Source organism: Nitrosomonas cryotolerans ATCC 49181 (assembly GCF_900143275.1).
GTDB classification, from domain to species: Bacteria; Pseudomonadota; Gammaproteobacteria; order Burkholderiales; family Nitrosomonadaceae; genus Nitrosomonas; species Nitrosomonas cryotolerans.
This window is the reverse complement of sequence record NZ_FSRO01000001.1, coordinates 821,104-843,660: the sequence shown is the minus strand read 5'-3', so window position 1 is coordinate 843,660 and position 22,557 is coordinate 821,104. Positions and strand designations below refer to the sequence as shown.

General features: G+C 44.4%; 17 protein-coding genes and 1 tRNA gene. 14 read left to right on the top strand and 4 right to left on the bottom strand.

Annotated elements, in window-relative coordinates:
- Positions 1-144 precede the first annotated feature (144 nt).
- The 3 genes from mfd to BUQ89_RS03695 all read left to right on the top strand — a co-directional run bounded on the left by mfd (position 145) and on the right by BUQ89_RS03695 (position 4,990).
- On the top strand, positions 145-3,609 hold the full coding sequence (gene mfd / locus BUQ89_RS03705) for a transcription-repair coupling factor (RefSeq protein ID WP_028460611.1): 3,465 nt from the start codon (positions 145-147) through the stop codon (positions 3,607-3,609).
- A gap of 121 nt (positions 3,610-3,730) precedes the next feature.
- Complete coding sequence (yaaA, locus tag BUQ89_RS03700) at positions 3,731-4,528, top strand: peroxide stress protein YaaA (RefSeq protein WP_028460610.1); 798 nt, start codon at positions 3,731-3,733, stop codon at positions 4,526-4,528.
- A 93-nt stretch (positions 4,529-4,621) separates the two neighbouring features.
- On the top strand, positions 4,622-4,990 hold the full coding sequence (locus BUQ89_RS03695; protein WP_028460609.1) for a nuclear transport factor 2 family protein: 369 nt from the start codon (positions 4,622-4,624) through the stop codon (positions 4,988-4,990).
- 134 nt (positions 4,991-5,124) lie between these two features.
- Here the strand turns inward: BUQ89_RS03695 and BUQ89_RS03690 are convergent, their stop codons facing one another.
- The 3 genes from BUQ89_RS03690 to BUQ89_RS03680 form a co-directional block, all read right to left on the bottom strand.
- A complete protein-coding gene (locus tag BUQ89_RS03690; RefSeq protein ID WP_028460608.1) occupies positions 5,125-5,889 on the bottom strand; it encodes a YiiX/YebB-like N1pC/P60 family cysteine hydrolase in 765 nt (254 codons plus the stop codon).
- A gap of 284 nt (positions 5,890-6,173) precedes the next feature.
- Entirely contained in the window at positions 6,174-9,482 is a 3,309-nt protein-coding gene (locus tag BUQ89_RS03685; protein ID WP_028460607.1) for a DUF748 domain-containing protein, read from the bottom strand.
- Between the two features lie 284 nt (positions 9,483-9,766).
- Positions 9,767-10,231 carry an FKBP-type peptidyl-prolyl cis-trans isomerase gene (locus tag BUQ89_RS03680; protein WP_028460606.1) on the bottom strand — a complete coding sequence of 155 codons (465 nt, stop codon included), beginning with the start codon at positions 10,229-10,231 and terminating at the stop codon, positions 9,767-9,769.
- A 369-nt stretch (positions 10,232-10,600) separates the two neighbouring features.
- Between BUQ89_RS03680 and BUQ89_RS03675 the strand changes: the two genes are divergently transcribed.
- The 8 genes from BUQ89_RS03675 (at position 10,601) to BUQ89_RS03640 (ending at position 17,911) form a co-directional block, all read left to right on the top strand.
- Positions 10,601-11,068, top strand: a complete 468-nt coding sequence (locus BUQ89_RS03675; RefSeq protein ID WP_028460605.1) for a YbaN family protein — start codon at positions 10,601-10,603, stop codon at positions 11,066-11,068.
- An 86-nt stretch (positions 11,069-11,154) separates the two neighbouring features.
- The gene (locus BUQ89_RS03670; RefSeq protein WP_028460604.1) at positions 11,155-13,959 is read left to right on the top strand and encodes a monovalent cation/H+ antiporter subunit A; all 2,805 of its coding nucleotides are present in this window, start codon (positions 11,155-11,157) and stop codon (positions 13,957-13,959) included.
- Positions 13,959-14,288, top strand: coding sequence for a Na+/H+ antiporter subunit C (locus tag BUQ89_RS03665; protein ID WP_028460603.1), 330 nt, complete (start codon positions 13,959-13,961; stop codon positions 14,286-14,288). Before BUQ89_RS03670 ends, BUQ89_RS03665 begins: the two co-directional genes overlap by 1 nt.
- Positions 14,285-15,826, top strand: a complete 1,542-nt coding sequence (locus BUQ89_RS03660) for a monovalent cation/H+ antiporter subunit D (protein ID WP_218146717.1) — start codon at positions 14,285-14,287, stop codon at positions 15,824-15,826. Before BUQ89_RS03665 ends, BUQ89_RS03660 begins: the two co-directional genes overlap by 4 nt.
- Positions 15,826-16,317 (top strand): Na+/H+ antiporter subunit E, encoded by a 492-nt coding sequence (locus BUQ89_RS03655; protein WP_028460601.1) that lies wholly within the window; start codon positions 15,826-15,828, stop codon positions 16,315-16,317. The genes BUQ89_RS03660 and BUQ89_RS03655 overlap by 1 nt, the downstream gene beginning before the upstream one ends.
- Positions 16,311-16,580: a K+/H+ antiporter subunit F gene (locus tag BUQ89_RS03650; protein ID WP_028460600.1), complete on the top strand. Its 270-nt coding sequence runs from the start codon at positions 16,311-16,313 to the stop codon at positions 16,578-16,580. The genes BUQ89_RS03655 and BUQ89_RS03650 overlap by 7 nt, the downstream gene beginning before the upstream one ends.
- 3 nt (positions 16,581-16,583) lie before the next feature.
- A complete protein-coding gene (locus tag BUQ89_RS03645) occupies positions 16,584-16,958 on the top strand; it encodes a Na+/H+ antiporter subunit G (RefSeq protein ID WP_028460599.1) in 375 nt (124 codons plus the stop codon).
- 167 nt (positions 16,959-17,125) lie between these two features.
- Positions 17,126-17,911 (top strand): polyamine aminopropyltransferase, encoded by a 786-nt coding sequence (locus tag BUQ89_RS03640; RefSeq protein WP_036572394.1) that lies wholly within the window; start codon positions 17,126-17,128, stop codon positions 17,909-17,911.
- A gap of 144 nt (positions 17,912-18,055) precedes the next feature.
- Here BUQ89_RS03640 and BUQ89_RS03635 read toward each other — a convergent pair whose 3' ends face one another.
- Positions 18,056-19,474 carry a homospermidine synthase gene (locus BUQ89_RS03635; protein ID WP_051537470.1) on the bottom strand — a complete coding sequence of 473 codons (1,419 nt, stop codon included), beginning with the start codon at positions 19,472-19,474 and terminating at the stop codon, positions 18,056-18,058.
- A 136-nt stretch (positions 19,475-19,610) separates the two neighbouring features.
- Between BUQ89_RS03635 and BUQ89_RS03630 the strand changes: the two genes are divergently transcribed.
- The 3 genes from BUQ89_RS03630 to BUQ89_RS03620 all read left to right on the top strand — a co-directional run bounded on the left by BUQ89_RS03630 (position 19,611) and on the right by BUQ89_RS03620 (position 22,345).
- Positions 19,611-19,790, top strand: coding sequence for a DUF3460 family protein (locus tag BUQ89_RS03630; protein ID WP_342742960.1), 180 nt, complete (start codon positions 19,611-19,613; stop codon positions 19,788-19,790).
- Positions 19,791-20,898: 1,108 nt separating this feature from the next.
- Entirely contained in the window at positions 20,899-22,158 is a 1,260-nt protein-coding gene (locus tag BUQ89_RS03625) for an HlyC/CorC family transporter (protein WP_083399483.1), read from the top strand.
- A gap of 110 nt (positions 22,159-22,268) precedes the next feature.
- Positions 22,269-22,345, top strand: a tRNA-Arg gene (locus BUQ89_RS03620).
- Positions 22,346-22,557: the final 212 nt, after the last annotated feature.

Below are 22,557 nucleotides of genomic sequence, written 5' to 3'. Positions count from 1 at the left end.
ATGACGCGGCTCACGTCAATTCCCGCTGCATAGTCGGAACGGAGAATTTCGGGTGAGAACTATCATATAATACTCGCTTTCTACAATCCAACAGTCATATTACACGGTCAGTGATATTGTTTCCCATGACCGATATGCCACGCAATGCAATTAAAGCTTATACCTCCTGCTCCCGGCGCCATTTCACGTTATGCTGGATTTGATGGCTCCAGTGATTCGCTGGCACTTGCCCAATTGGCACAACAGGCGAAACCGATCACTATCATTACAGCAAATGCACTGGATGCGCAAAGATTGCTGGAAGAAATTCCTTTCTTTGCAGCGGATCTAAGAATCCACCTATTACCCGATTGGGAAACGCTGCCTTACGATACGTTTTCTCCCCATCAGGATCTGATTTCAGAGCGGCTCGCTACGTTCTATCAGGTCATGAGCGGAAATTGCGATGTCCTGATCATGCCACTCACCACCGCACTGTACCGCGTATTACCGCCGGCATATCTTGCGGCATATATCTTTTTTCTGAAACAGGGCGACCAGCTCGATTTAGATGGACTCCGCAGCCAGTTAACACTGGGCGGCTATTCGCACGTCACACAGGTACTTTCACCGGGAGAGTATAGTGTTCGCGGTGGACTCATCGATCTATTCCCCATGGGTAGCCCGCTGCCCTACCGCATCGATTTACTGGATAACGAAATAGAAACGATACGCACTTTTGATGCGGATACACAACGCAGCATCTATCCTGTTAATGAAATACGGTTACTGCCCGCCCGCGAGTTTCCTCTGGATGAGGCTGGACGCACTTGTTTTCGTAGTAAATTCCGTGAACAATTTGAGGGCGATCCATCAAAGAGCCGCATATACAAGGATGTTAGTAAAGGGACGGCGTCCGCAGGGATTGAATACTATCTCCCCCTGTTTTATGAACAGACAGCCACCGTATTTGACTATTTACCACAAGATACGCTGATTTGTTTGCACCAGGATATCCGGCCGGTAATAAAAGATTTCTGGCAGGATACTCAATCACGCTATCAGTTACTTCGGGGTGATAGCGATCGTCCATTATTACCACCAGAAACCTTGTTTCTTCCTAGTGATCTCTTTTTCAGCAAATTAAAGCCTTATGCACGCATTGAAATGCTGTCTGATCCACAAGCACAGGATATAAAATGTATTGCGGAAAAAATAATCCGTCCACTGCCTTCTATTCAGGTTAATCGGCATGCTGATAATCCTTTAGAAAAACTCGCTGCATTTATGGCTGCGTTTACTCAGTCTAATGGGCGAATTCTATTGTTAGCGGAAAGCATGGGGCGGCGTGAATTAATCGCTGAATACCTGAACCAGCATCATTTATACCCAGATAATTGTGCTGATTACACGCAATTCCTGGCCAGCACACAGCCTTTTATGCTGAGTGTTGCGCCACTGCATAACGGCTTTATCCTTGATCAAGCGCAGATTGCTTTTATAACCGAAAGCGAGCTGTACGCCACGCATCTACATGGACGACGTGAGCGCGAATCTCGCAAAACAACGTCGACAGATACCCTGTTACGTGATCTATCCGAAATCAAACCCGGTGATCCAGTCGTACATGAACAGCACGGCATCGGCCGTTATTTGGGTCTGGTCAGCATGGATATGGGAGAAGGAGACAATGGCGCACTCAGTGAATTTCTCATTTTAGAATACCATGGCGGAGATAAGTTATATGTGCCCGTTTCACAACTATCCCTGATCGGACGATATAGCGGCGCTTCTCCTGAGTCTGCGCCACTGCATAAATTAGGCAGCAACCAATGGGATAAAGCCAAACGCAAGGCCATGCAGCAAGTTCGCGATACGGCAGCCGAACTACTCAATCTTTATGCTCAACGAGCTACCCGCAAAGGGCACGCCTTTGGCTTCAGTCAGCATGATTACGATGCTTTTACTGAAGGCTTTGGCTTTGAAGAAACAGCGGATCAAGCCGCAGCGATCAAGGCGGTAATCGCTGATCTGACATCAGACAAACCCATGGATCGCCTAATCTGCGGCGACGTGGGATTCGGTAAAACGGAGGTCGCATTGCGCGCAGCTTTTATGGCTGCTGCAGATGGCAAACAAGTAGCCGTGCTAGTTCCAACTACGCTCCTGGCTGAACAGCATTTTCAAAATTTCTCCGATCGCTTTAGTCTGATTGCAGATCAGTGGCCGATAAAAATTACAGAGCTCTCACGCTTTCGTTCAGCCAAAGAACAAACCCAGGCACTAGCAGAACTGGCTAAGGGAGAAATTGATATTATCATTGGCACCCATAAGTTGATTCAGAAAAGTGTCAAGTTCAAGAATCTGGGTTTGCTCATTATTGACGAAGAACATCGGTTTGGTGTGCGTCAAAAGGAGCAGTTAAAAAAATTCCGCTCAGAAGTGGATATTCTCACGCTCACCGCCACACCGATTCCCCGCACATTAGCCATGTCACTGGAAGGTTTACGGGATTTCTCTGTGATTGCCACAGCACCACAACGCCGACTCGCCATCAAAACTTTTGTCAACCGCTTTTCGATGGGGACTATTCGTGAAGCCTGTTTACGTGAATTAAAGCGCGGGGGACAAATTTATTTCTTACATAATGAAGTCAATACGATTCAACTCATGTATGAGAAACTGACTCAACTGTTACCAGAAGCACGTATCAATGTCGCGCACGGGCAAATGCGTGAACGTGAACTGGAACATGTAATGCGGGATTTTTATCAACAACGCTTTAGTATTCTATTGTGCACCACGATCATTGAAACCGGTATTGATATCCCCAGCGCTAACACCATTATCATCAATCAGGCCAATAAATTTGGCCTGGCTCAATTACATCAGCTGCGAGGTCGAGTCGGTCGTTCTCACCATCAGGCATACGCATACCTTCTAACACCCGAAGAAGAGGCACTGGGCGCACAAGCCAAAAAACGACTCGAGGCCATTCAAACCATGGAAGAACTGGGTTCAGGATTCTTTCTGGCCATGCACGATTTGGAAATTCGCGGCGCCGGGTCAGTACTCAGTGAATCCCAAAGCGGAGAAATGCAGGAAGTGGGCTTCCATCTTTACAGTACTATGCTCGATTCTGCCATTAAATCATTGCAAGCAGGACAGGAACCCGACATACAGCATCCGCTGGGTGTCGCAACCGAGATTAATTTGCATGTTCCTGCGCTACTGCCCGATAATTACTGTCATGACGTACATGAACGTTTGGTCTTATATAAACGAATGGCAAATTGTGTCGATGATGAGCAACTCGATGACATGCAACGCGAATTAATCGATCGCTTTGGCCTATTCCCTGATCCGGCCAAGGCATTGTTAAATTGTCATCGCCTGCGTATTGCAGCTAAGCCGCTGGGCATTATACGTATTGATGCCAGCACAGATCATATTCAGATTCATTTCATACCGAATCCACCCATCGACCCCGTCAGGATTATCCAACTAATCCAGAGTAATCGTGAATATGTTCTGTCTGGCCCTGATCGCCTGAAAATCCAGGCACAAATTCCATCAGTGACCGAACGGGTGGCACGAATACAGAACTTAATTCATACGCTCAGCACGTAAAATAAAATAGACATAACACAAAAAACCAGTACTATTCATACAGTCGTTTATCAGTTTTTCTGATATCACATTACATCAGATTTACAGTGATGATCAATCTCATATTTCAGGATAGTGATGCATGATTATTGTTATTTCACCTGCCAAAACACTGGACTTCGAAACACCGCCCGCTATCAAAGAGCACACCTTACCGGTCTTTCTGGATTGTTCGTCGGAACTCATTCAGCAGCTCAGAAGATTAGAACCGGATGAGCTCGGTCGCTTGATGAGCATCAGCTCAAAACTGGCCACCTTGAATTCAAATCGCTATCACGAATGGTCTTTACCATTTAACATGGATAACGCAAAACAATCCATATTCGCTTTTAAAGGTGACGTCTATACCGGTCTTGAGGCAGCCTCTTTGAATACCGTTGATATCAAATTTGCCCAAGAACATCTGCGCATTCTTTCCGGACTATATGGGGTATTGCGCCCGTTAGATCTTATTCAAGCCTATCGACTAGAAATGGGTACGTCGTTTAAAAATAATCGAGGCAGTAATCTATATGAATTCTGGGGCCATCGCATTACCGAATCACTGAACCAGAATTTGAAAAATGAGCAAAATCCTACAGTAATAAATCTGGCCTCTAATGAATATTTCAAATCGATAAAGACCGATCAGTTAAACGCCAGAATCATTACGCCCATTTTTAAAGATAATAAAAATGGCACTTATAAAATTATCAGTTTCTTTGCCAAAAAAGCGCGGGGCCTAATGAGCCGCTATATTATCCAGCACCAACTAACAGATCCTGAAGATATCAAGGCATTTGATTATTCAGGCTATCATTTTAATAAACACACCAGCACCGACAATGAATGGATCTTTACCCGAGAAGATATCAAGATGAATCATAGTAATTTACATTAGTCGATTTCCCACTCATTTATTACTATCGCCGCGCTTGTTATAAACAGACACGCGCTAAATATTAAATTAATATTTTTGATAAATATGATTAAAATGAATGCAGCAAAATGTGTCGATCTAGCAAAAACCTATGTTGCTCTGTCAAATAGTCACAATCTGCAACATATCGCACTGATGTTTATTGATGAAGCGACCTATCATTCCTCCTATTCCGGTGAACTTAAAGGAAGTCCTGCCATCAATGAAATGATGGTCAGTTTTTTCTCTCGCTTTCCGGATGTACATTGGGATGTACCGGAATATCGGATCACCGGAGATCTGAGTGTCGAATTTGAGTTCACCATGAATGCAACAGATGCCACATCCAGAAAGCGCGTCGAACGGCGAGGCTTGGAACAAATTAATTTTACTGCAGATGGCCTCATCAGCCATATCGCTGTGCATAAGCCGAATAAAGAATAAACTACTCGAGACTTTTGCAAAAGCCCTCGCTAGAAGTTTTTGACTATTGATTATAAAGGATTAATTTCTCAACTATTGGGGTTTTGCAAAGGTCTCCTCCTATCGCTAAAATATAAAACGCCATATTCACCTCTTTACATTGCATCATCCCATGTCAGTGAATGGTAATCGAAGCCATTCACTATCGTTGGTTTGATAATCTGAAAAAAAGGTGAAATATCAAAATCACGCGGCACAAGTAGACTGTGGTGACGAACTCGATAGATCTCCGCGTAAAAATCAGCATACGTGGGGTTATCAAGCCATTCTCTCCGAACCTCAGGCAGAATAGGATAATGCACTGATTGAAAGGCCTGCGCAATCAACGTAGAGCAAATCGCACGGGTTGGATCCCCGCTACCGAGCGTTAACATGCGTCGTCGGTAGCGTGTTGGAATAGGCGGCATTGGGAAAAGGTAGCGTGCAAGATCTAATACATTTTTTAGATCATATTGTTGTCCGATCCGGGTAACGGCATATTCCACTACCCGCCTACGATCCTCGTCACTCAAATTGACTGCGCGACAAATTCGAGTGTGCATATACGCATAATGTGCAAGCGTTACTCCTCGTATTCCTTCCTCCAGGTCAGCCTCAATCAGCGTCAGTGGCAGTTGCCATGGTTCTCGGGCAGGCAGCGCGTCGCCAATATATAACGCAGCGTGCGACCAGGTCGATTGTGTCAGATATTTAATCGGGACACTGATACGCGTATTACCTTCGATAAGCAAAACATCAGCAGGCTGTAGTACTGCAGCAAGCTGTTCCTGGGTTGTCGTCGAAACCTGAGTATTGCGTCGAACCGGCGTGGTTAAGAAACGTGCTAACCCGTGACCTGCAAATTCAGCTATCCAACCCATCGATACACTCTCTTGATTGACGATATAGCGATATAAATAACACAACGATAGCCTTCATACCCAGTCGAAATATTCAGTCTCCTTTATCAAATTAAACGCCTGTCTAAATTCCATTTTCTCATAGTGACGCTAAATCAAACACTTCGCGTTTATAATATCCCACGACCGGTACTCCGGTAACTTTATGTTATATCGCATAATTTTCAGCATCTTATCCAACGCGTAATATGAATACTCCTAGACCTGCGACAGATGAATCTCAGATTAGCTGATTATATAAGCGATCATCTCACTGAAAATTCAACTTGCCCACCCTCCATTTTATTACCCGTTTCCACTTTTATTTTTGCGCTCAGCACAAATATTCTGTCATGAGCGATACCGCCCCGACCAACAAGCCAGTCGCGTGCAGCACTGGCACGTTGATCAGCAAGTGCCTTTAAATCATTATCATCAATTTCAATATGAGCCAATATCAATTGCTCCATTTCCGGAACCGGCAAGCTTTTGGTGAAACCCAGTATATTGGTTGGTTTCTCAAATTCTTCATTTTTATAGACTAACTCCAGATACTTGTCATAGCTGCCGGAATCGAGCTCGATATCATCCAGCGCCCCCCCTGCTTCCCCACGCTCTGTCTCCTCCACGAGTTTCTGTGTTTTTACCTTACGCTCGAGTATCACTTGTTTAAGCCCCTCATAATCACGCTCAGGGCTCGCATAGCCGGTGATTTCCAGTTTCAACGCTGGCCGATCAATTAAGGCCTGAGAAAGCGCTTCAAGACGTTTCTCAGCTTCTGCCGCAATCTGTGCCTGGCCTGGCACAAAATTAATCATCGATAATTCCTCGCCGTCACCGAGAACTGAACCTAACAATGCAAAAGGAGCCGTAGCCGCTTTCATAACCAGGTTAATAAACGCATCAAAAATAATCTTACCCAGGCTAAACTGAGGATCATCGAATGAGCCTCTAACAGGCAAATGAATATCAATTTCACCGCGTCGGTTTTTCAACAAGACAATAGCAAGGCGCAACGGAATTGATAATGCCTCCGGACTATCCGTTTCTTCGCCCAGCGTCAATTGATCAAGAAAAATATTATTCTTTGCTTTCAATACGCCCGCCTCAATTTCATAATGCACATCGACGGACAGCTTTCCCTTTTTGATCGTATAACCGACATATTTACCCGAATAAGGGCTAAAAGACGGCAAATCAATATCCTTGACCTGAGCCGTTATATTCAGCAAAAGTTCACTGCTAAATGGATTGATATTACCTCGAATCGCCAATGGCGCAGATTTATCTACCGCACCCTGGATATCGATCGTGCCTGATCGATCAGGTTTCAATGGTCCGATTTCGCCTGTAAGGCCCGTCAGATTCGCTCTATAATTGGGTTTAATAAATTGATCCCTAAAGTTGACACGTCCATTTCGCAAGATCACCTGATCAATATGTATCGGAGCAGGCTGATTGGATGAGGATGCGACATTATTCTCTGTGGCGACTGCTTCTGCTTGATCTTCCTGTCGAATGATTGCTTTAAGGTTGAGATCTCCTTCTGGTGAAAGCATCACACGAGCAAAAAAATCATCCAGCTCAACCGTAGTCATATCAATTCGTAGTGGCTCATTGATAAAATTAATACCCGTAACATCCAGGCTTTTCCAGCGGAGCAAGTCAGATCCATTCACTTGATCAAAAATATTAAAATTGGAAAGTCGCCCCTGACCCTTTGCCACCACCTTCAATGGCTCGCCATTCGCGACAACTTTACCCTGAAAGGAAACAGCCCCGTCGGTTAGCAGCGCATTTAGATGATCTCCCGCCCAACCCTGTAACGACACGACATCCATCTCTTTAAGATCAACGTCTAAATTAACCGCCAATGGCGCCCACCCCAACGAACCTTTGGTATCGATACTGCCATACTCATTTAACCGGGCCTGCAAGGCCAGATTAAGAGGCTGGGCACCACTGAGATCAATACGGTCTAGTGTTAAATTAAGTGAATCGACCACCATAGGAGCTACTTTTGTGAGTGCTGCATCTTCAAAACGAAATGACCCAGCCGTAAACCTAATCTGTTTAATCTCGGCTGCCCATGATGGCGGCACGCTTTTCACCGGCTGGGCGGAATCTGCAACGGAGGCAGCATCCGTCATGGCCTGTTTTGAAGCAACCCGGATTCTGTCTGCAACAGCGGGTTTATGTGCTGGAATAGGAATAGCCGCATCCGCCATGAGTTGTTTTTGAGCAATCCGGATTCTGTCTGTAACAACGGGTTTATGTGCTGGAATAGGAGTAGCCACATCCGCCATGGCCTGTTTTGGAGCAATCCGGATTCTATCTGTAGCAGCAGACTTATACCCTGGAACAGGCATAGCCGCATTCGGTAAGGATGCTGTAAAAAGCCGGATCAAATCGAGATGGCCATCCTTTTCCCTGCGCATGGAAACATTAAAACGATCGAGCAAAATTTTATTCAAACCAATCTTCTGTTGTTCAATATCAACTTGAATATCACTCACCGTCAGCTTAGACAGGGATAATACCGGTACGGATTCACTCTTGCGCGTTAATGCGATTTTGTCGGCAGCAGCAGCCATCTGTGATTGTCTTCGACCCGTCAGATCGATCTCAGTCAACTGAATATCCAGTTGGTCGAGTCCAACCTGATAGGGTGCTTCAACAGCTTGATTTTCAAATGCCAGTTGTCGTAATGTCGCATGGCCAGACAAGGTAAGATTAGGTAACTCACCTGTCATCTGTTTGAATGTCAGCTCCAGGTCACTATCAAGATATCCCGACAGCAGACTGATGCCTATAGGTGTGGGTGCGTACTCATCGATATCTGTCAAATCGATATTAGTAAGCTTGATTTCGAATACGGCTTCGCGTTCATCCATAAACGGACGCAACTTGCCATCCAGTGAAAATGGAGCACCGTTAACCTTGGCATTGAAGTGGGGCTGAACCCAGATTGCTTCTGCGCTTGTGAAATTAGCAACAAAGGGAATCCCCAGATTAATGTCGGCTATTTCCTGATGACTTTGTTTGAAGCGATCAACAAATTCTAAATGGCCGCCTGCGATAATAATGTTGCTAATGAAAAAAGATGGGGTTTCTGGTTTATTAATTTCATCATCTGCAGAAGATTGTGTCAGTGTCTCAATCAGATCGGTGATGTTGAAATGGTTCTGATCTTCGCGTACCAAGCGTAATGTTGGCGTTTTTAATGTGATCGCACTAATAATCGGTGCGCGTTGCGTGATCGATGCGGCACTCAGATCAACATAGAGTTGATCAAAAGAAAAAAAGCGTTCATCCGCATGATTACCTGTCTTTCTTTCTCCTATCTGAAATCCATCGACCGTGAATTCCAGTGAAAAGAGTTGAATATTGATTGACTCTATCGTTACAGGCCGGTGCATCATTTCTGATAGCCTGATTTCAATTTGCGACTTGGCATAGCCTGGTAGCCAGAAATAACTCAGCAGCCCAAGCAGGATAATGACACAGTTCAGCACAACGAAACTAATTGCAAGACGTTTACGAATAACAAAATAATGCTGTGCAGTCGGCGTCATAGTAATATCCTTTTAAGCGATATAGTTTCCCGAAAACATATCGGACCGAATGAAACACCGTGATTAATAATACTAATCACTTTTATTTCGTCATTCTCTCAGATTAAAATAGAATCGCTAATCTGAAAAATAATCGCATTAACAGCCTGACTCAAATTAAATAAATATTTATCCTGATCCTTTAAACTCGGTGGGCTGTTAACAACAATCCGGGCAGCATAGCGGAGAGAACCGAAATTACCCGATTTTTCCCCTATGCCCAGTCCCTCTATCAAGTGCAGTGTTTATTGCAGCCCCATTAACTCTACATCAAAAATCAGGGTTGCGTTAGGCGGAATCACATTCCCGGCACCCTGTGCACCATAGGCCATAGAGGGTGGAATAATTAAAGTCCGACGCCCACCGACTTTCATGCCAGCAACGCCCTGATCCCAGCCTTTAATAACGCGCCCTGATCCAAGTAAAAAGGAAAAATAATTATCACGATCATATGAACTATCAAATTTCTTTCCCTTATTATCCGGTGCAGCTTCATCATAAAGCCAACCGGTATAATGGACATTGACGGTTTTTCCAACGACAGCTTCCTCACCCGTTCCTATTTTCTTATCAATTTTCTCAAGCTTACTAACATTAGATTCAGCATGACCAGCAACGGCATGTTCCTTATAGGAATAAGCCACTTGAGGTAGCGTGGCCAGAGCCATAAAGATAATGCTCAAATGGAACAGGGTCTTTATTTTGTACATAATTTCCTCAGAAAAATAAATTAAAACAGGATAAATTCTAATAACTCGCTCTCAGGTATTATACTCGGTATGATTCATTCGTCATTACGGTTCATTTATTTCGGAAAATCAATTAAACATAGAATAACATCATAACTCACTGATTAAAATAATTATAAAAAAACAGCTAACGTGTTATCCGTCAATCAGGTGGGTTTTTAGTTGTATGAATCGCGCGCTCACTGGTGTTGAAGACCAATCGCCCAATCGATTTTTCAGATCAATCCGTTATGATAAATGGCCTGCTCGATTACGGCCGATATTTATAATCAGAAAGGATTCCATAGATTATTTTGACTACTTGCTTACTCATTGATCATGCAACAACCCTTGAATAAAGAAATAGACCTAACTCAGGATAAAAAAAAGCAAAACACCCAAGAAAACAGTTTATTGCGCATACACGATTCTCGTCTTATGCGTGGATTGTATTTAGGGGGCGGCATCATCGCACTCATACTCGGCGCACTCGGTGCGATTCTGCCAATTCTGCCGACCACGCCATTTATTCTGTTAGCTGCCGCCTGTTTTGCACGGAGCTCAGAATCTTTTCATAACAAGCTATTAGCCAATCGTATCGCAGGTCCCGTGATTCGTGAATGGTGTCTGTACAAAAGCATTCCCTATCGCGTAAAACGCTGGGCATATCTATTAATGGCACTGTCATTTGGAACCTCTATTTTGCTTGTACCTGCTGTCTGGCATAAGGTCATGCTCGGTGTAATAGCAGCTATACTGGCCATATTCATCTGGCGTATTCCGGTCAGAGATTCCTGCACACGTTATAAAACCAGTTAACTGGTACAGTTATATATGTATTCTTAAAAATAGAGGACGCAGTCCTACCATACAACTCAACCGGCTCTACTATAACTCTTCGCGTTATGAATTTACTTCTCATTGTCCTTACGCCCTTCATCGGTGCCATCTTTGTTGCCTGGATTTCCCGATTAGGACGACTTCATGCTGCCTGGGCAGCCGGCGCAGTAACGCTGACTTCACTCATTATCCTCTTGCCGCTGATAACAGATACTTTTTCTGGATATACGCTGATTCAACGCTTGAGCTGGATACCTCTGAGTGGCCTCGATATTGCGTTCCGTCTGGATGGATTGAGTCTCCTGTTTGCATTACTCATTCTAGGCATCGGTTTGCTGATTATTCTCTATGCCCGATATTATCTATCCGAGCGAGACGATATGGGACGGTTTTATGCCTATCTGCTTTTATTCATGGGCTCCATGCTCGGCATTGCATTATCCGAAAACATTATCCAGCTGCTCATTTTCTGGGAATTAACCAGTTTATCTTCCTTTTTACTGATCAGCTATTGGCAGCACCGTTCTGAATCTCGGATTGGCGCACGCATGGCATTGGCAGTAACGGGTGGCGGGGGATTGGCCTTACTCGGCGGTTTTCTGTTACTAGGCCAGATAACGGGTAGCTATGATTTAGCCGTAATCCTGGTATCTGCCGACACGATTCACGCACATCCACTTTACCTGCCCATGCTGATTTTGGTGCTACTCGGCGCTTTCACTAAATCAGCACAGTTCCCATTTCATTTCTGGCTGCCAAATGCCATGGCTGCACCTACACCCGTGTCGGCTTATTTGCATTCAGCCACCATGGTTAAAGCGGGTGTATTCTTATTGGCGCGATTATTCCCAGCTTTATCCGGCACACCTGAATGGTTCTGGCTAGTCAGCATGACCGGACTCACCACACTCCTTCTGGCAGCATATATTGCGATGTTCAAACATGATCTTAAAGGATTACTCGCATACTCAACCATCAGTCACCTAGGCCTGATCACACTATTATTTGGTATCGGTACGCCCATTGCCGCAGTAGCCGGCGTTTTTCATATTATTAATCATGCCATTTTTAAAGCGTCATTATTTATGGCAGCCGGGATTATCGATCATGAAACGGGAACCCGTGACATGCGTCGTCTCAGTGGTTTATGGAAATTCATGCCACATACCGCACTATTGGCTATGGTGGCGGCCGCTTCTATGGCTGGCGTGCCATTATTTAATGGTTTTTTATCCAAAGAAATGTTTTTTGCTGAAACATGGCATGTGATTAATCAACCCTGGGGATGGCTATTACCCACGGCCGCCACCATCGCGGGGGTATTTGCAGTCGCCTATTCGCTGCGTTTCATCCACAATGTGTTTTTTCAAGGCGAACCGGTTGATTTACCCAGAACACCTCATGAGCCGCCGCGCTGGATGAAAGTGCCTGTGGAAATACTCGTTGCGTTATGCTTACTGGTAGGGATCTTCCCTGCCCTGACAGTCGAACCCATTCTGGCAATAGCGGCTGCCAGCGTATTACAAGGTCCATTGCCCGAACACAACCTCGCTATCTGGCACGGTTTTAACCCCGCATTGTGGATGAGTGTTATTGCCTTGATTGGAGGTGGACTGATCTATCTTGGTCGACAGCCTTTATTTATATTACATGAGCGGATGGAAGGGCGACTGGAGCTCAAATCGTTGTATCATTATCTGTTAGAGACTCTGTTCAAGTGTGCCAAAACGGTCAGCCGTTTACTGGATGCCCAGTCATTGCAGCAAATGCTGTTCATATTCATAACTTTTATCGTGATACTCGGTGCTCTGGGTTATCTGGATAGCCCAACCACACTCACTGGCGAACGCATATTACTACCGGTTGACGGTGTGAGTTTGGTCATTGCGTTAATACTCATGATAGCAGCGCTTGGTACGGTTATTTTACATCAACAACGCCTGACTGCGCTGATTCTAATGGGAATGGCAGGGCTGGGAGTGGCATTAATTTTTGTTAAGTTTTCAGCCCCGGATCTGGCACTGACACAGCTCTCGGTGGAGGTCGTCACCATTGTACTGTTACTTTTGGCATTATATTTTTTACCACAGCAATCGCCATCCGAATCAAGCCAATGGCGCCGCGGTCGCGACTGGATCATCGCTATCGCTGCAGGCAGTAGTGTGACTATCTTAGTTTGGGCAATTCTGACTCGTCCATATCAGAGCATCGCTGATTATTTTATTACCAATAGCGTTTCGGGCGGTGGCGGCACTAATGTGGTGAATGTGATTCTGGTTGACTTTCGTGGATATGATACACTCGGTGAAATTACCGTACTGGCGCTAGCCGGACTGGGAATTTATGCGATGCTGGATTGTTTAAAACTACCCGGTTCCAGTCATGATAGCCAGGGCCGCCCTTGGGATCAGGATATGCATCCGGTCATCCTGGCTTCATTTGCTCGTTTGTTATTACCACTTGCCATGTTAGTTTCAATATTCATTCTATTGCGCGGACATAATTTACCGGGTGGTGGCTTTATTGCCGGACTGATTACTGCCGTCGCGCTGATCATGCAGTATCTGGCCAATGGCGTAACCTGGGCGCAATCCCGCCTGCCCGCCGACATGCATGTGGTGCTTGGCTCGGGCTTGTTCATAGCAACCTGCACTGGATTAGCCAGCTGGTTGTTTGATTATCCTTTTCTCACGTCCACATTCAGCCATGTATATTGGCCGGTTATTGGTGAGTTTGAACTGGCATCTGCCATGATCTTCGACTTGGGCGTTTATTTAGTTGTGGTAGGAGCTACTCTGTTAATTCTTGTCTATCTGGGTCTGGCACATAGTCAGGATCATTCGTTCAATTCTAGAAAACATACCCGCTAATGGAAGCGCTGATATCCCTGGTTATTGGCGTGTTCACCACTTGTGGTGTCTATCTCACATTACGCGGCCGCACGTTTCCTGTAGTGCTCGGCTTGACATTTTTATCCTATGCAGTCAATCTTTTTCTGCTGGTAATGGGAAGACTGACTATCGGTAGCCCGCCGGTGATTACCGATGGCATCATGAATTATGCAGATCCTTTGCCTCAAGCCTTGGTGCTGACTGCTATCGTGATCAGTTTCGCTATGACCGCTTTTGTTATTATATTATCCTTAAAAGCGCATATGGAACTGGGTAATGATCATGTCGATGGAAAGCATAAATCATGATGAACCACCTGATCATTACTCCCGTAATACTGCCATTGCTCGCTGGTATTCTATTACTGTTGCTGCCGAAGAAAAATATAGGATGTCAGCGTATACTGAGTATTACATCGGTGGCTGCTCAGATTATATTGACCGTAGCGTTACTGCATGCCGTCAGTAATGGTGAAATTCTGGTTTATGCCTTGGGAAACTGGTCGCCACCTTTTGGAATTGTTCTGGTTGCAGATCGCCTGGCTGCCTGGATGCTCGTAATTACCGCATTGCTTGCCTTGTGTGCCTTACTTTATGCAATTCGAGGTACAGATACTGCCGGTCCACATTTTCATGTCTTATTCCAGCTACAGCTGTTCGGCCTGAATGGTGCTTTTCTCACCGGCGATTTGTTTAATCTGTTTGTGTTTTTTGAAATTTTGTTGCTTGCCTCTTACAGCTTATTGTTACATGGCGGAGGACGGTTACGTACCAAAGCCGGATTACATTTCGTTGTGATCAATCTGGTCGGGTCTACCCTGTTTCTATTTGCAGTAGGTACGCTTTATGGTGTGTTGGGAACGCTCAACATGGCTGATCTGGCCGTTAAAGTAGCGACCGTTCCACCCGAAAACATCTTTTTAATCCGCATAGCAGGCTTACTGTTATTTGCTGTGTTTGCTCTCAAAGCAGCCTTGTTACCACTTTATCTCTGGCTACCGGCTGCCTATGCGCACACTACCGCGCCAGTTGCGGCATTATTTGCCATTATGACCAAGGTGGGTGCCTATAGTATTTTACGTGTTTATACATTAATTTTCGGCGAACAAGCTGGTCCTGTTGCCAACTTGATCGATGGGTTGTTGCTACCATTAGCATTAATTACGCTGGTGGCAGGCATACTAGGCGTCGTGGCAAGTACTCATTTACGTCAGCAAGTAGCCTACCTGGTCATTGCTTCAATTGGTTCACTGCTCATCGCATTTGGGTTGAATACGAACGAAGGAATTGCTGCAGGCATTTATTATTTGCCACACTCCACGTTTGCTGTAGCCGCTTTCTTTTTATTGGCAGACGCAATTGCTATCCGACGCGATGATATGAGCGATCGGCTGGATCCAGGGCCAGTAATCAAACAGGCACGACTATTGGGTGCCTTCTTTTTTGTAGTGGCCATATTAATCGCGGGTCTGCCGCCCTTGTCTGGCTTTATCGGAAAATTTCTAATTTTACAGGCCGCATTAACTCACCCAACTTTACCATGGATAATGAGTGTTATATTGATTACCAGTTTACTTGGCTTAATCGCGCTGGCCCGCAGCGGCAGTTTATTATTTTATCGAGCACAACTCACAAAAGTTATAATATCGAGCACAGGAACAGATACCCGAACAAAACCCCTGTCAATTGTCGGTGAATGCGTACCAATTGCTGGCTTACTTGCTTTATGCCTTGCGCTGATTATATGGGCCGGGCCCATTACCAGTTTCGCGCTGGCTACTGCCGATCAGTTATTACAGCCGGATGCCTATGTCCATACCGTACTGCGCCATGGAGCCCCGTACTAATGCGACACTGGTTACCCCACCCTCTCCTGACACCCATTCTGGCCGTACTATGGCTGTTATTAACAAACAGCATGGAGATAGGCCAACTGGTACTTGGCTTGGTATTAGGGTGGGCTATTCCCATACTGACAATCCGTTTCTGGCCCGAAGCCATACGTGTCCATAAGCCACTTCTCTTGCTACGCTATGCTGGCGTACTGCTGATCGATATTGTATTAGCTAATTTTACTGTAGCACGCCTTATCCTCGGCCACCCAGCTAAGCTCAGGCCCGCTTTTGTCTTTCTACCATTGGATCTCACTACGGATCTGGCCATTAGTATTCTGGCCAACAGCATCACGCTAACCCCCGGTACCCTGTCAGCAGAACTCTCGCTGGACCGGCGTCATCTGTTAATTCATGCCCTACATGAAACCGATACCGACGCATTGATTACGACAATCAAACAGCGTTATGAAGCACCTCTCAAGGAGATATTCGAAAAATGTTAGCTATTGCGATTCCCATTGCCCTTGCATTAGTAACCGTCGCAGTGGCCTTGAGTTTCTGGCGGCTATTGCAGGGACCCAGCATACCCGATCGTATTCTGGCCCTGGATACTCTCTACGTAAATACGATTGCATTACTGGTGTTACTAGGTATACACCTTTCCCGCACGCTCTATTTTGAAGCAGCGCTTTTAATTGCCCTGATGGGTTTTATTGGTACCGTCGCATTATGTAAGTATCTATTGCGCGGTGATATCATCGAATAAATTATGTTGGATTATTTACTTTCACTGCTTATTCTCACAGGCGCTACGTTTACTTTCATTGGCTCTCTGGGATTGGTGCGGCTCAAGGATTTTTATACTCGTCTGCATGGCCCTACTAAGGCGACCACATTAGGTGTGGGCAGCTTACTCATTGCCTCCGCTCTCTACTTTAGCTTGTATACAGACAAAATCAGTATGCATGAAATACTGGTAGCCTTACTTCTCTTTATCACGGCTCCAGTCAGCGCGCATATGCTTGCCAAGGCTGCGCTCCATCTTGGATTGCATTCATTGGCAAAAAAACCGGAAAAGAGCGATCAAGGAAGCCCACCCAAAACACAGATACCGCCTTCCGATAAGTCAGACTCTATCGGCTGACATTCAGCAAAAAACCTCATCCCAGCAAACTTACATAATTTAACCGGTCTGCTTTTGGGAAAGGTGAAAATTGCTGCAGCGTCACAAAGGAGATTCCCCTGGAAAAGATTATCCATCAGAAAGCGTGAAGATCATCATTATTATTCTATTTTTTCTGCGACTGTCCTATGTCTCGATTTTTTAAACACGGTATCCCTGCCAATGAATCCAGCATTGAGATAAGCGAACAAAATGGTGTCCGCTCACTGCATTTAGGCGGCAGTATGATACAAAGTTCCATGAGACTGGCTGCACCGAATAATCTGGAGCTGCTTTACACTCAATGTATGATGGGCTTTTTGCTGTTCCATCCTGATCCAGCGCATATCCTGATGATAGGTTTGGGCGGCGGATCACTGGCAAAATTTATTCACCATAAAATGCTCGGGACTAAAACAACTGTGATTGAAACTAATCCACAAATTGTCACCACAGCACATCATTATTTTGCACTGCCCACTGAAGATGATCGGTTTCAAATTATTGTGGCAGAGGGCAGCGAATATATTGCCAGGCAGGCATCCGGTACAGATATATTGATGATTGACGGTTTTAATGATGGCCATCAGACACCATCACTCTGCACACAGGATTTTTACAATAATTCGCGTAATATATTAAATAAAAATGGAATATTAGTTATCAACCTACTCAGTCGAGATAAAGGCCTGAACCATTGTCTGCGACACATTGAAAACAGTTTCAACGGACATATCGTAACCATGTTGTCCGAAATACGCGGGAATCTGATTGTTTTCGCATTCAAGCAGAATCCTGGCAGGCTGACATGGCAATCGCTAAAAACGCGGGCAAAAACACTCGAGGAAAAATACTCACTTCCATTTCCTAAACTGGTATCAAAATTACGCCAGCAATCTCCCCATGATGGAAACTATCTGAGATTTCTAAAATAGTGTGCGCAATGAGAGAACAGGCAGCAATTCAATGTCAGGAATGATGAGCCTTTACTATCCAGCTCTGTTTCAAATCAAAATGTCTCTACTGCGCCCAGACTGTATAGCCTGAACTCCAGGTTTTTTCGGAGACTTTGATCAGTGTCAGGTCACACGAAAGTTTTTGAATTGCCAAGGATCCGTGCTATCCATATCTTCTTCAAATAATACGCCCCGGTCCATAATCGGCGTCCAGTCACCATATTCTCCCACAACTTTGCCCAGATAAGGCGTCGCAACTTCTAAAACGCGCTCAAAAGGCATCTCATCTGGTTCAATAATGCCTGCGTCAGGATTTTCTATCGCCCAGACTATCCCGCTGAGAACGCCTGCGACTACCTGCAGGCTCGTGGCATTATTATAAGGGGCCAGTTTTCTTGCTTCCTCAATAGAAAGCACAGATCCATACCAATATACATTTCTACTATGCCCCATCAACGATACACCCAGCTCATCAATGCCATCAACAATATCATCCATTAATAAGCGTTGGGTTGTTTGTAACGTCAAATTTTTACCGCTAAACTCATGCACTGACAATACAGCGCCATCACAGGGATGATAAGCATAATAAACAGTGGGACGATAACATAGCCGATCCTGCTCCTTAATTGTCAAGTAGTCAGCAATAGAAATAGATTCACCATGCGTAATGAGAAAACCCTGATAGGCGCCCTCCCGCGGTGTCCAGGCGCGTACCCGAGTGGAAACACCCGGGCGCTCCAGATAGATAGCTGCATCACCGCCAAAGTTATGGTGCTTTCCATCTATCGGGAAATATTTTTCATGGCTACCCCATCCCAGCTCGGCAGGCTGGCTACCCTCACCTGCAAAACCATCCACTGACCATGTGTTGATAAATTCATCAAGTTGTTTCGGCGGATCCGAGATTTGCGTGTCTCGCTCAGCGCATTGAATCACTGATATATTCAATTTATAGGCTAATTGTGCCCACGCCTCCCGCGTTTGAGGTATTTCACTGTCGAGACCGATATCCTTCGCAAGATTAAGCAGCGCCTGCTTGACCCAATGAGAAACCAGCCCAGGATTCGCGCCATGGGATGGAATAGCGGTCGCTCCTTTACCCAGCTTTTGTCGCAATGCCAGCATTTCCTCACGCAAAGCATAATTCGAGCGATCCGAAGGAGATAAGCTGGTATCCGTATAACCGCCCGCCCAAGGTTCAATACAAGCATCCAGATATAGCACATGTCGTTCATGGCAAAGTTCCATCAACGCCGTGCTAGAAACATTGATCGCAAGATTGAGCAAGAAATCGCCCTGATTCAAAGCGGAACCCAGAATCTCTCTATAATTACTGAACGTCAACGGGCAAACTGAAAATGGAACCTGATAATGATCCGCTTCTGCACGTCCAGATTCATCTGCCGTGATGATTTTAATTTGTGTTGGCAGAATATCAAAATGACGCAGCAGTACAGGAAGCAGTCCCTGACCAACGCAACCAAAACCAACAATGATAAATTTTCCTGCAAACTTAATACTCGTTTCATTACCAATCATTTTTTATATTTTATTACGACCGTATATTTTGATCTGTCTACATATGATTTGTAGATCGTATAGATACCTAAAACATAACTACTATGCTAAAGTTTACAATTTCCTACTACAATGAGCAAACTGAACTATGGATTACATGTACGAATCTGAGCATACTAAGTTTATGCGTGAATTATTTGAGAAAGACCCAACTCTGGTAGAAAAACAACTGGCCGCAAGAGCCATGTGGTGGGATAAAAAGTCAAATAAAGATGAACAACAGCGCTTTAAAGACTCAAGTATACGGCAAAAGTCTTACGTCTATTTTGGTGAATAATACAAATCTGTATACTACAGCGGATGCGTGTCATATTTGGGCATCCGCTATCTAACACCCGGTTGGCTTTCGAACAGGTCATCAACATTCAATACATTGTCTATATTTCAGCCTCTTTGGCTCTGTTTTTATTATTGTGTTTTCTCAATAATAAATAGCGGGTAATCACAATGACTCCCCGCATTAATCTATCCCTGATTATGCGCCATGACTTGAATAAAACCGCAGCTTACTGAGGTTTCCTTTTATCCAGACAGGGCATATTATCCCGTCACAGAACATTGAACATACGCTGTTTCGCTTTTCCTCCATACAGAATCTTCAATCCTTCACTTTTCAAGCAGTGCTCCTGGCATTATTCACTGCTTCCCTCCTTGAAGGAAACAGATTCCCAATCTACTAACCACAACTCGAGCACAGCCCAATGCAAACAGGATTTAAAGCATCTTCAAAGACTCACCCCACCAGCCCGGCGAATAATTAAAGGCTCGCTCATTTCTACCCGCTTCAAGGCCTTGTCGTTCCACCTAAAGCCGCTAACCGTACATTCGGCAACTTGTTTGTCATGCTTCGACTGGAATGACAGATACCGGGCACATCTGGCACCCATCCTGCACAAAATACAGCGAGGTGGTTCAATGTAAGAATCGACCGCAACCAAAACCACAATTTTTTCTTACTCCCTCGGCCTAAAAGTCGAGACTTCCCGAGAGTTTAGATGATGAACGCTATCCCTTTCGTTTTCCTATACTGGTATCAGATTGATAGTCAATGCGATACACGGTTTATAATTGACCCAGTCTTGCCGTAAGATTCTTGCTTCGGCCAGCTTGATTTCATATATTCCCCATTCTCTTTAATCTCAGATTAATTATTCGGAATAATAGGCATCCCATTTAATAATTTTATTAAAATCAATGTTATTTTCACTAGATGTCACGATAAGTCTGTTATACCCACTCTGGATTTTGCCAGGATGACTTATGCCATACCATACAAATACGATATGAACTTACCGTTTTTTTTAAGCTCATTCGTGTGTTGCTTCATCAACATCTCTCTCTAATGTGAAATAAGGTGTTTCTTGGAAAATATACCATTACATATAATGCTAATTATATTAGCCTTTTTGTTAATTCTGTCTGGCTTCTTTTCCCTTTCAGAAACCAGCATGATGGCAATCAATCGTTATCGACTCAAGCACCTCGCCAAACAAGGGCATCGCGGTGCACGTTTAACGACTAAATTACTAGACAATACAGATAGATTGTTGGGTGTCATTCTTCTTGGCAACAATCTACTCAACACGGCCTCGGCAACACTGGTGGCCGTCATTATTTCTACTTTCTTCAGTCACGATGAGCTGGCTTTGCTGATTGGTACAATATGCATTACTTTTGCCATTCTGATATTTAGTGAAATTACACCGAAGGTAATTGCTGCGGCTTATCCTGAGCGTATTGCATTAGCAGCAAGCTACGTATTGTCGCCGCTACTAAAGATTTTCTATCCAGTGGTGTGGTTTGTTAATTTGTTTGTAAGCGCTTTATTATTTATGCTGCGACTGAATCTGGAAAAGGGAGAGGGTACGCATAATATTAGTTCAGAAGAACTCAGAACACTGGTGTTGGAAGGAGGTCATTTCATACAAAAAAAACATCAAAGTGTACTGCTGAATCTATTTGATCTTGAAACCGTTACTGTAGATGATGTCATTGTCCCGCGCAGTCAGATCGAAGCGATAGACTTAAATGCCGATGACGAAACGATTCATACTCAATTACTCACCTGTCACCACACCCGATTACCCGTATACCGTGAGCGACTCGACAATATCGTTGGCATTGTGCATGTACGCAGGGTGTTGAATCAAATGAAAAATGGCAAAATAACTGCTGCCACACTTGAAAAAGTCATGCATCAACCCTACTTCATCCCCTCTGGAACGCCTTTATTCTCACAATTACAATTATTTCAGGAGAGTCGAAAACGAGTAGGTTTAGTTGTAGATGAATATGGCGAATGGATGGGGTTAGTCACACTTGAAGATATCATCGAAGAAATTATTGGTGAATTCACAACACAAGCACCAACTCAAATCAGCACTTTCCAGAAGCAAGAGGATGGCAGTATTATCGTTGAGGGGAGTAGCCTGCTACGTGATCTAAATCGTAAACTCGATCTCCAATTACCGCTGGATGGTCCAAAAACCTTAAATGGCCTGATACTAGAATATTTTCAGGATATTCCTGAAGCGGGCATCGGCCTCAATATTGCTGGATATCCCATGGAAATTATTCAGACTAAAAATCAGGTGGTAAAAATTGTACGCATTTATCCTATCCCACCTATAACAGAAGAAAAATAGCCGGTATCATACTAACCTGATGATTTATTTTTTAGTCACAGATGAAGTTGGACGAGAAGAACAAAAGCAGTTATCCTGTGCCTGTTTAATTTGACTATTTTGTTTCATATGCGCCCATAGCTCAGCTGGATAGAGTACCGCCCTCCGAAGGCGGGGGTCACACGTTCGAATCGTGTTGGGCGCACCATATTAAGATAGAAATAAAAAATACCTCTCGGTTTTTTATTTATGGTAACCATAAATCGCTTTCTAATCTAAGAATCATCTCAGGAAAAGAAAGCAATGGCTTCTGAAGGTGCACCAGACATCGTAATAATGTTGTCGTGTGCTCTAAAAAAATGTAAAACTAATAAATCTATCCGTTTCAAAGACATCCGTCTTTAGAATAATGGAGTACTA

Coding starts and splice junctions, on each gene's coding strand:
- mfd (WP_028460611.1), top strand. CDS start 145: ATGCAATTAAAGCTTATACCTCCTGCTCCCGGCGCCATTTCACGTTAT.
- yaaA (WP_028460610.1), top strand. CDS start 3,731: ATGATTATTGTTATTTCACCTGCCAAAACACTGGACTTCGAAACACCG.
- BUQ89_RS03695 (WP_028460609.1), top strand. CDS start 4,622: ATGAATGCAGCAAAATGTGTCGATCTAGCAAAAACCTATGTTGCTCTG.
- BUQ89_RS03690 (WP_028460608.1), bottom strand. CDS start 5,889: ATGGGTTGGATAGCTGAATTTGCAGGTCACGGGTTAGCACGTTTCTTA.
- BUQ89_RS03685 (WP_028460607.1), bottom strand. CDS start 9,482: ATGACGCCGACTGCACAGCATTATTTTGTTATTCGTAAACGTCTTGCA.
- BUQ89_RS03680 (WP_028460606.1), bottom strand. CDS start 10,231: ATGTACAAAATAAAGACCCTGTTCCATTTGAGCATTATCTTTATGGCT.
- BUQ89_RS03670 (WP_028460604.1), top strand. CDS start 11,155: ATGAATTTACTTCTCATTGTCCTTACGCCCTTCATCGGTGCCATCTTT.
- BUQ89_RS03665 (WP_028460603.1), top strand. CDS start 13,959: ATGGAAGCGCTGATATCCCTGGTTATTGGCGTGTTCACCACTTGTGGT.
- BUQ89_RS03660 (WP_218146717.1), top strand. CDS start 14,285: ATGATGAACCACCTGATCATTACTCCCGTAATACTGCCATTGCTCGCT.
- BUQ89_RS03655 (WP_028460601.1), top strand. CDS start 15,826: ATGCGACACTGGTTACCCCACCCTCTCCTGACACCCATTCTGGCCGTA.
- BUQ89_RS03650 (WP_028460600.1), top strand. CDS start 16,311: ATGTTAGCTATTGCGATTCCCATTGCCCTTGCATTAGTAACCGTCGCA.
- BUQ89_RS03645 (WP_028460599.1), top strand. CDS start 16,584: ATGTTGGATTATTTACTTTCACTGCTTATTCTCACAGGCGCTACGTTT.
- BUQ89_RS03640 (WP_036572394.1), top strand. CDS start 17,126: ATGTCTCGATTTTTTAAACACGGTATCCCTGCCAATGAATCCAGCATT.
- BUQ89_RS03635 (WP_051537470.1), bottom strand. CDS start 19,474: ATGATTGGTAATGAAACGAGTATTAAGTTTGCAGGAAAATTTATCATT.
- BUQ89_RS03630 (WP_342742960.1), top strand. CDS start 19,611: ATGTACGAATCTGAGCATACTAAGTTTATGCGTGAATTATTTGAGAAA.
- BUQ89_RS03625 (WP_083399483.1), top strand. CDS start 20,899: ATGCTAATTATATTAGCCTTTTTGTTAATTCTGTCTGGCTTCTTTTCC.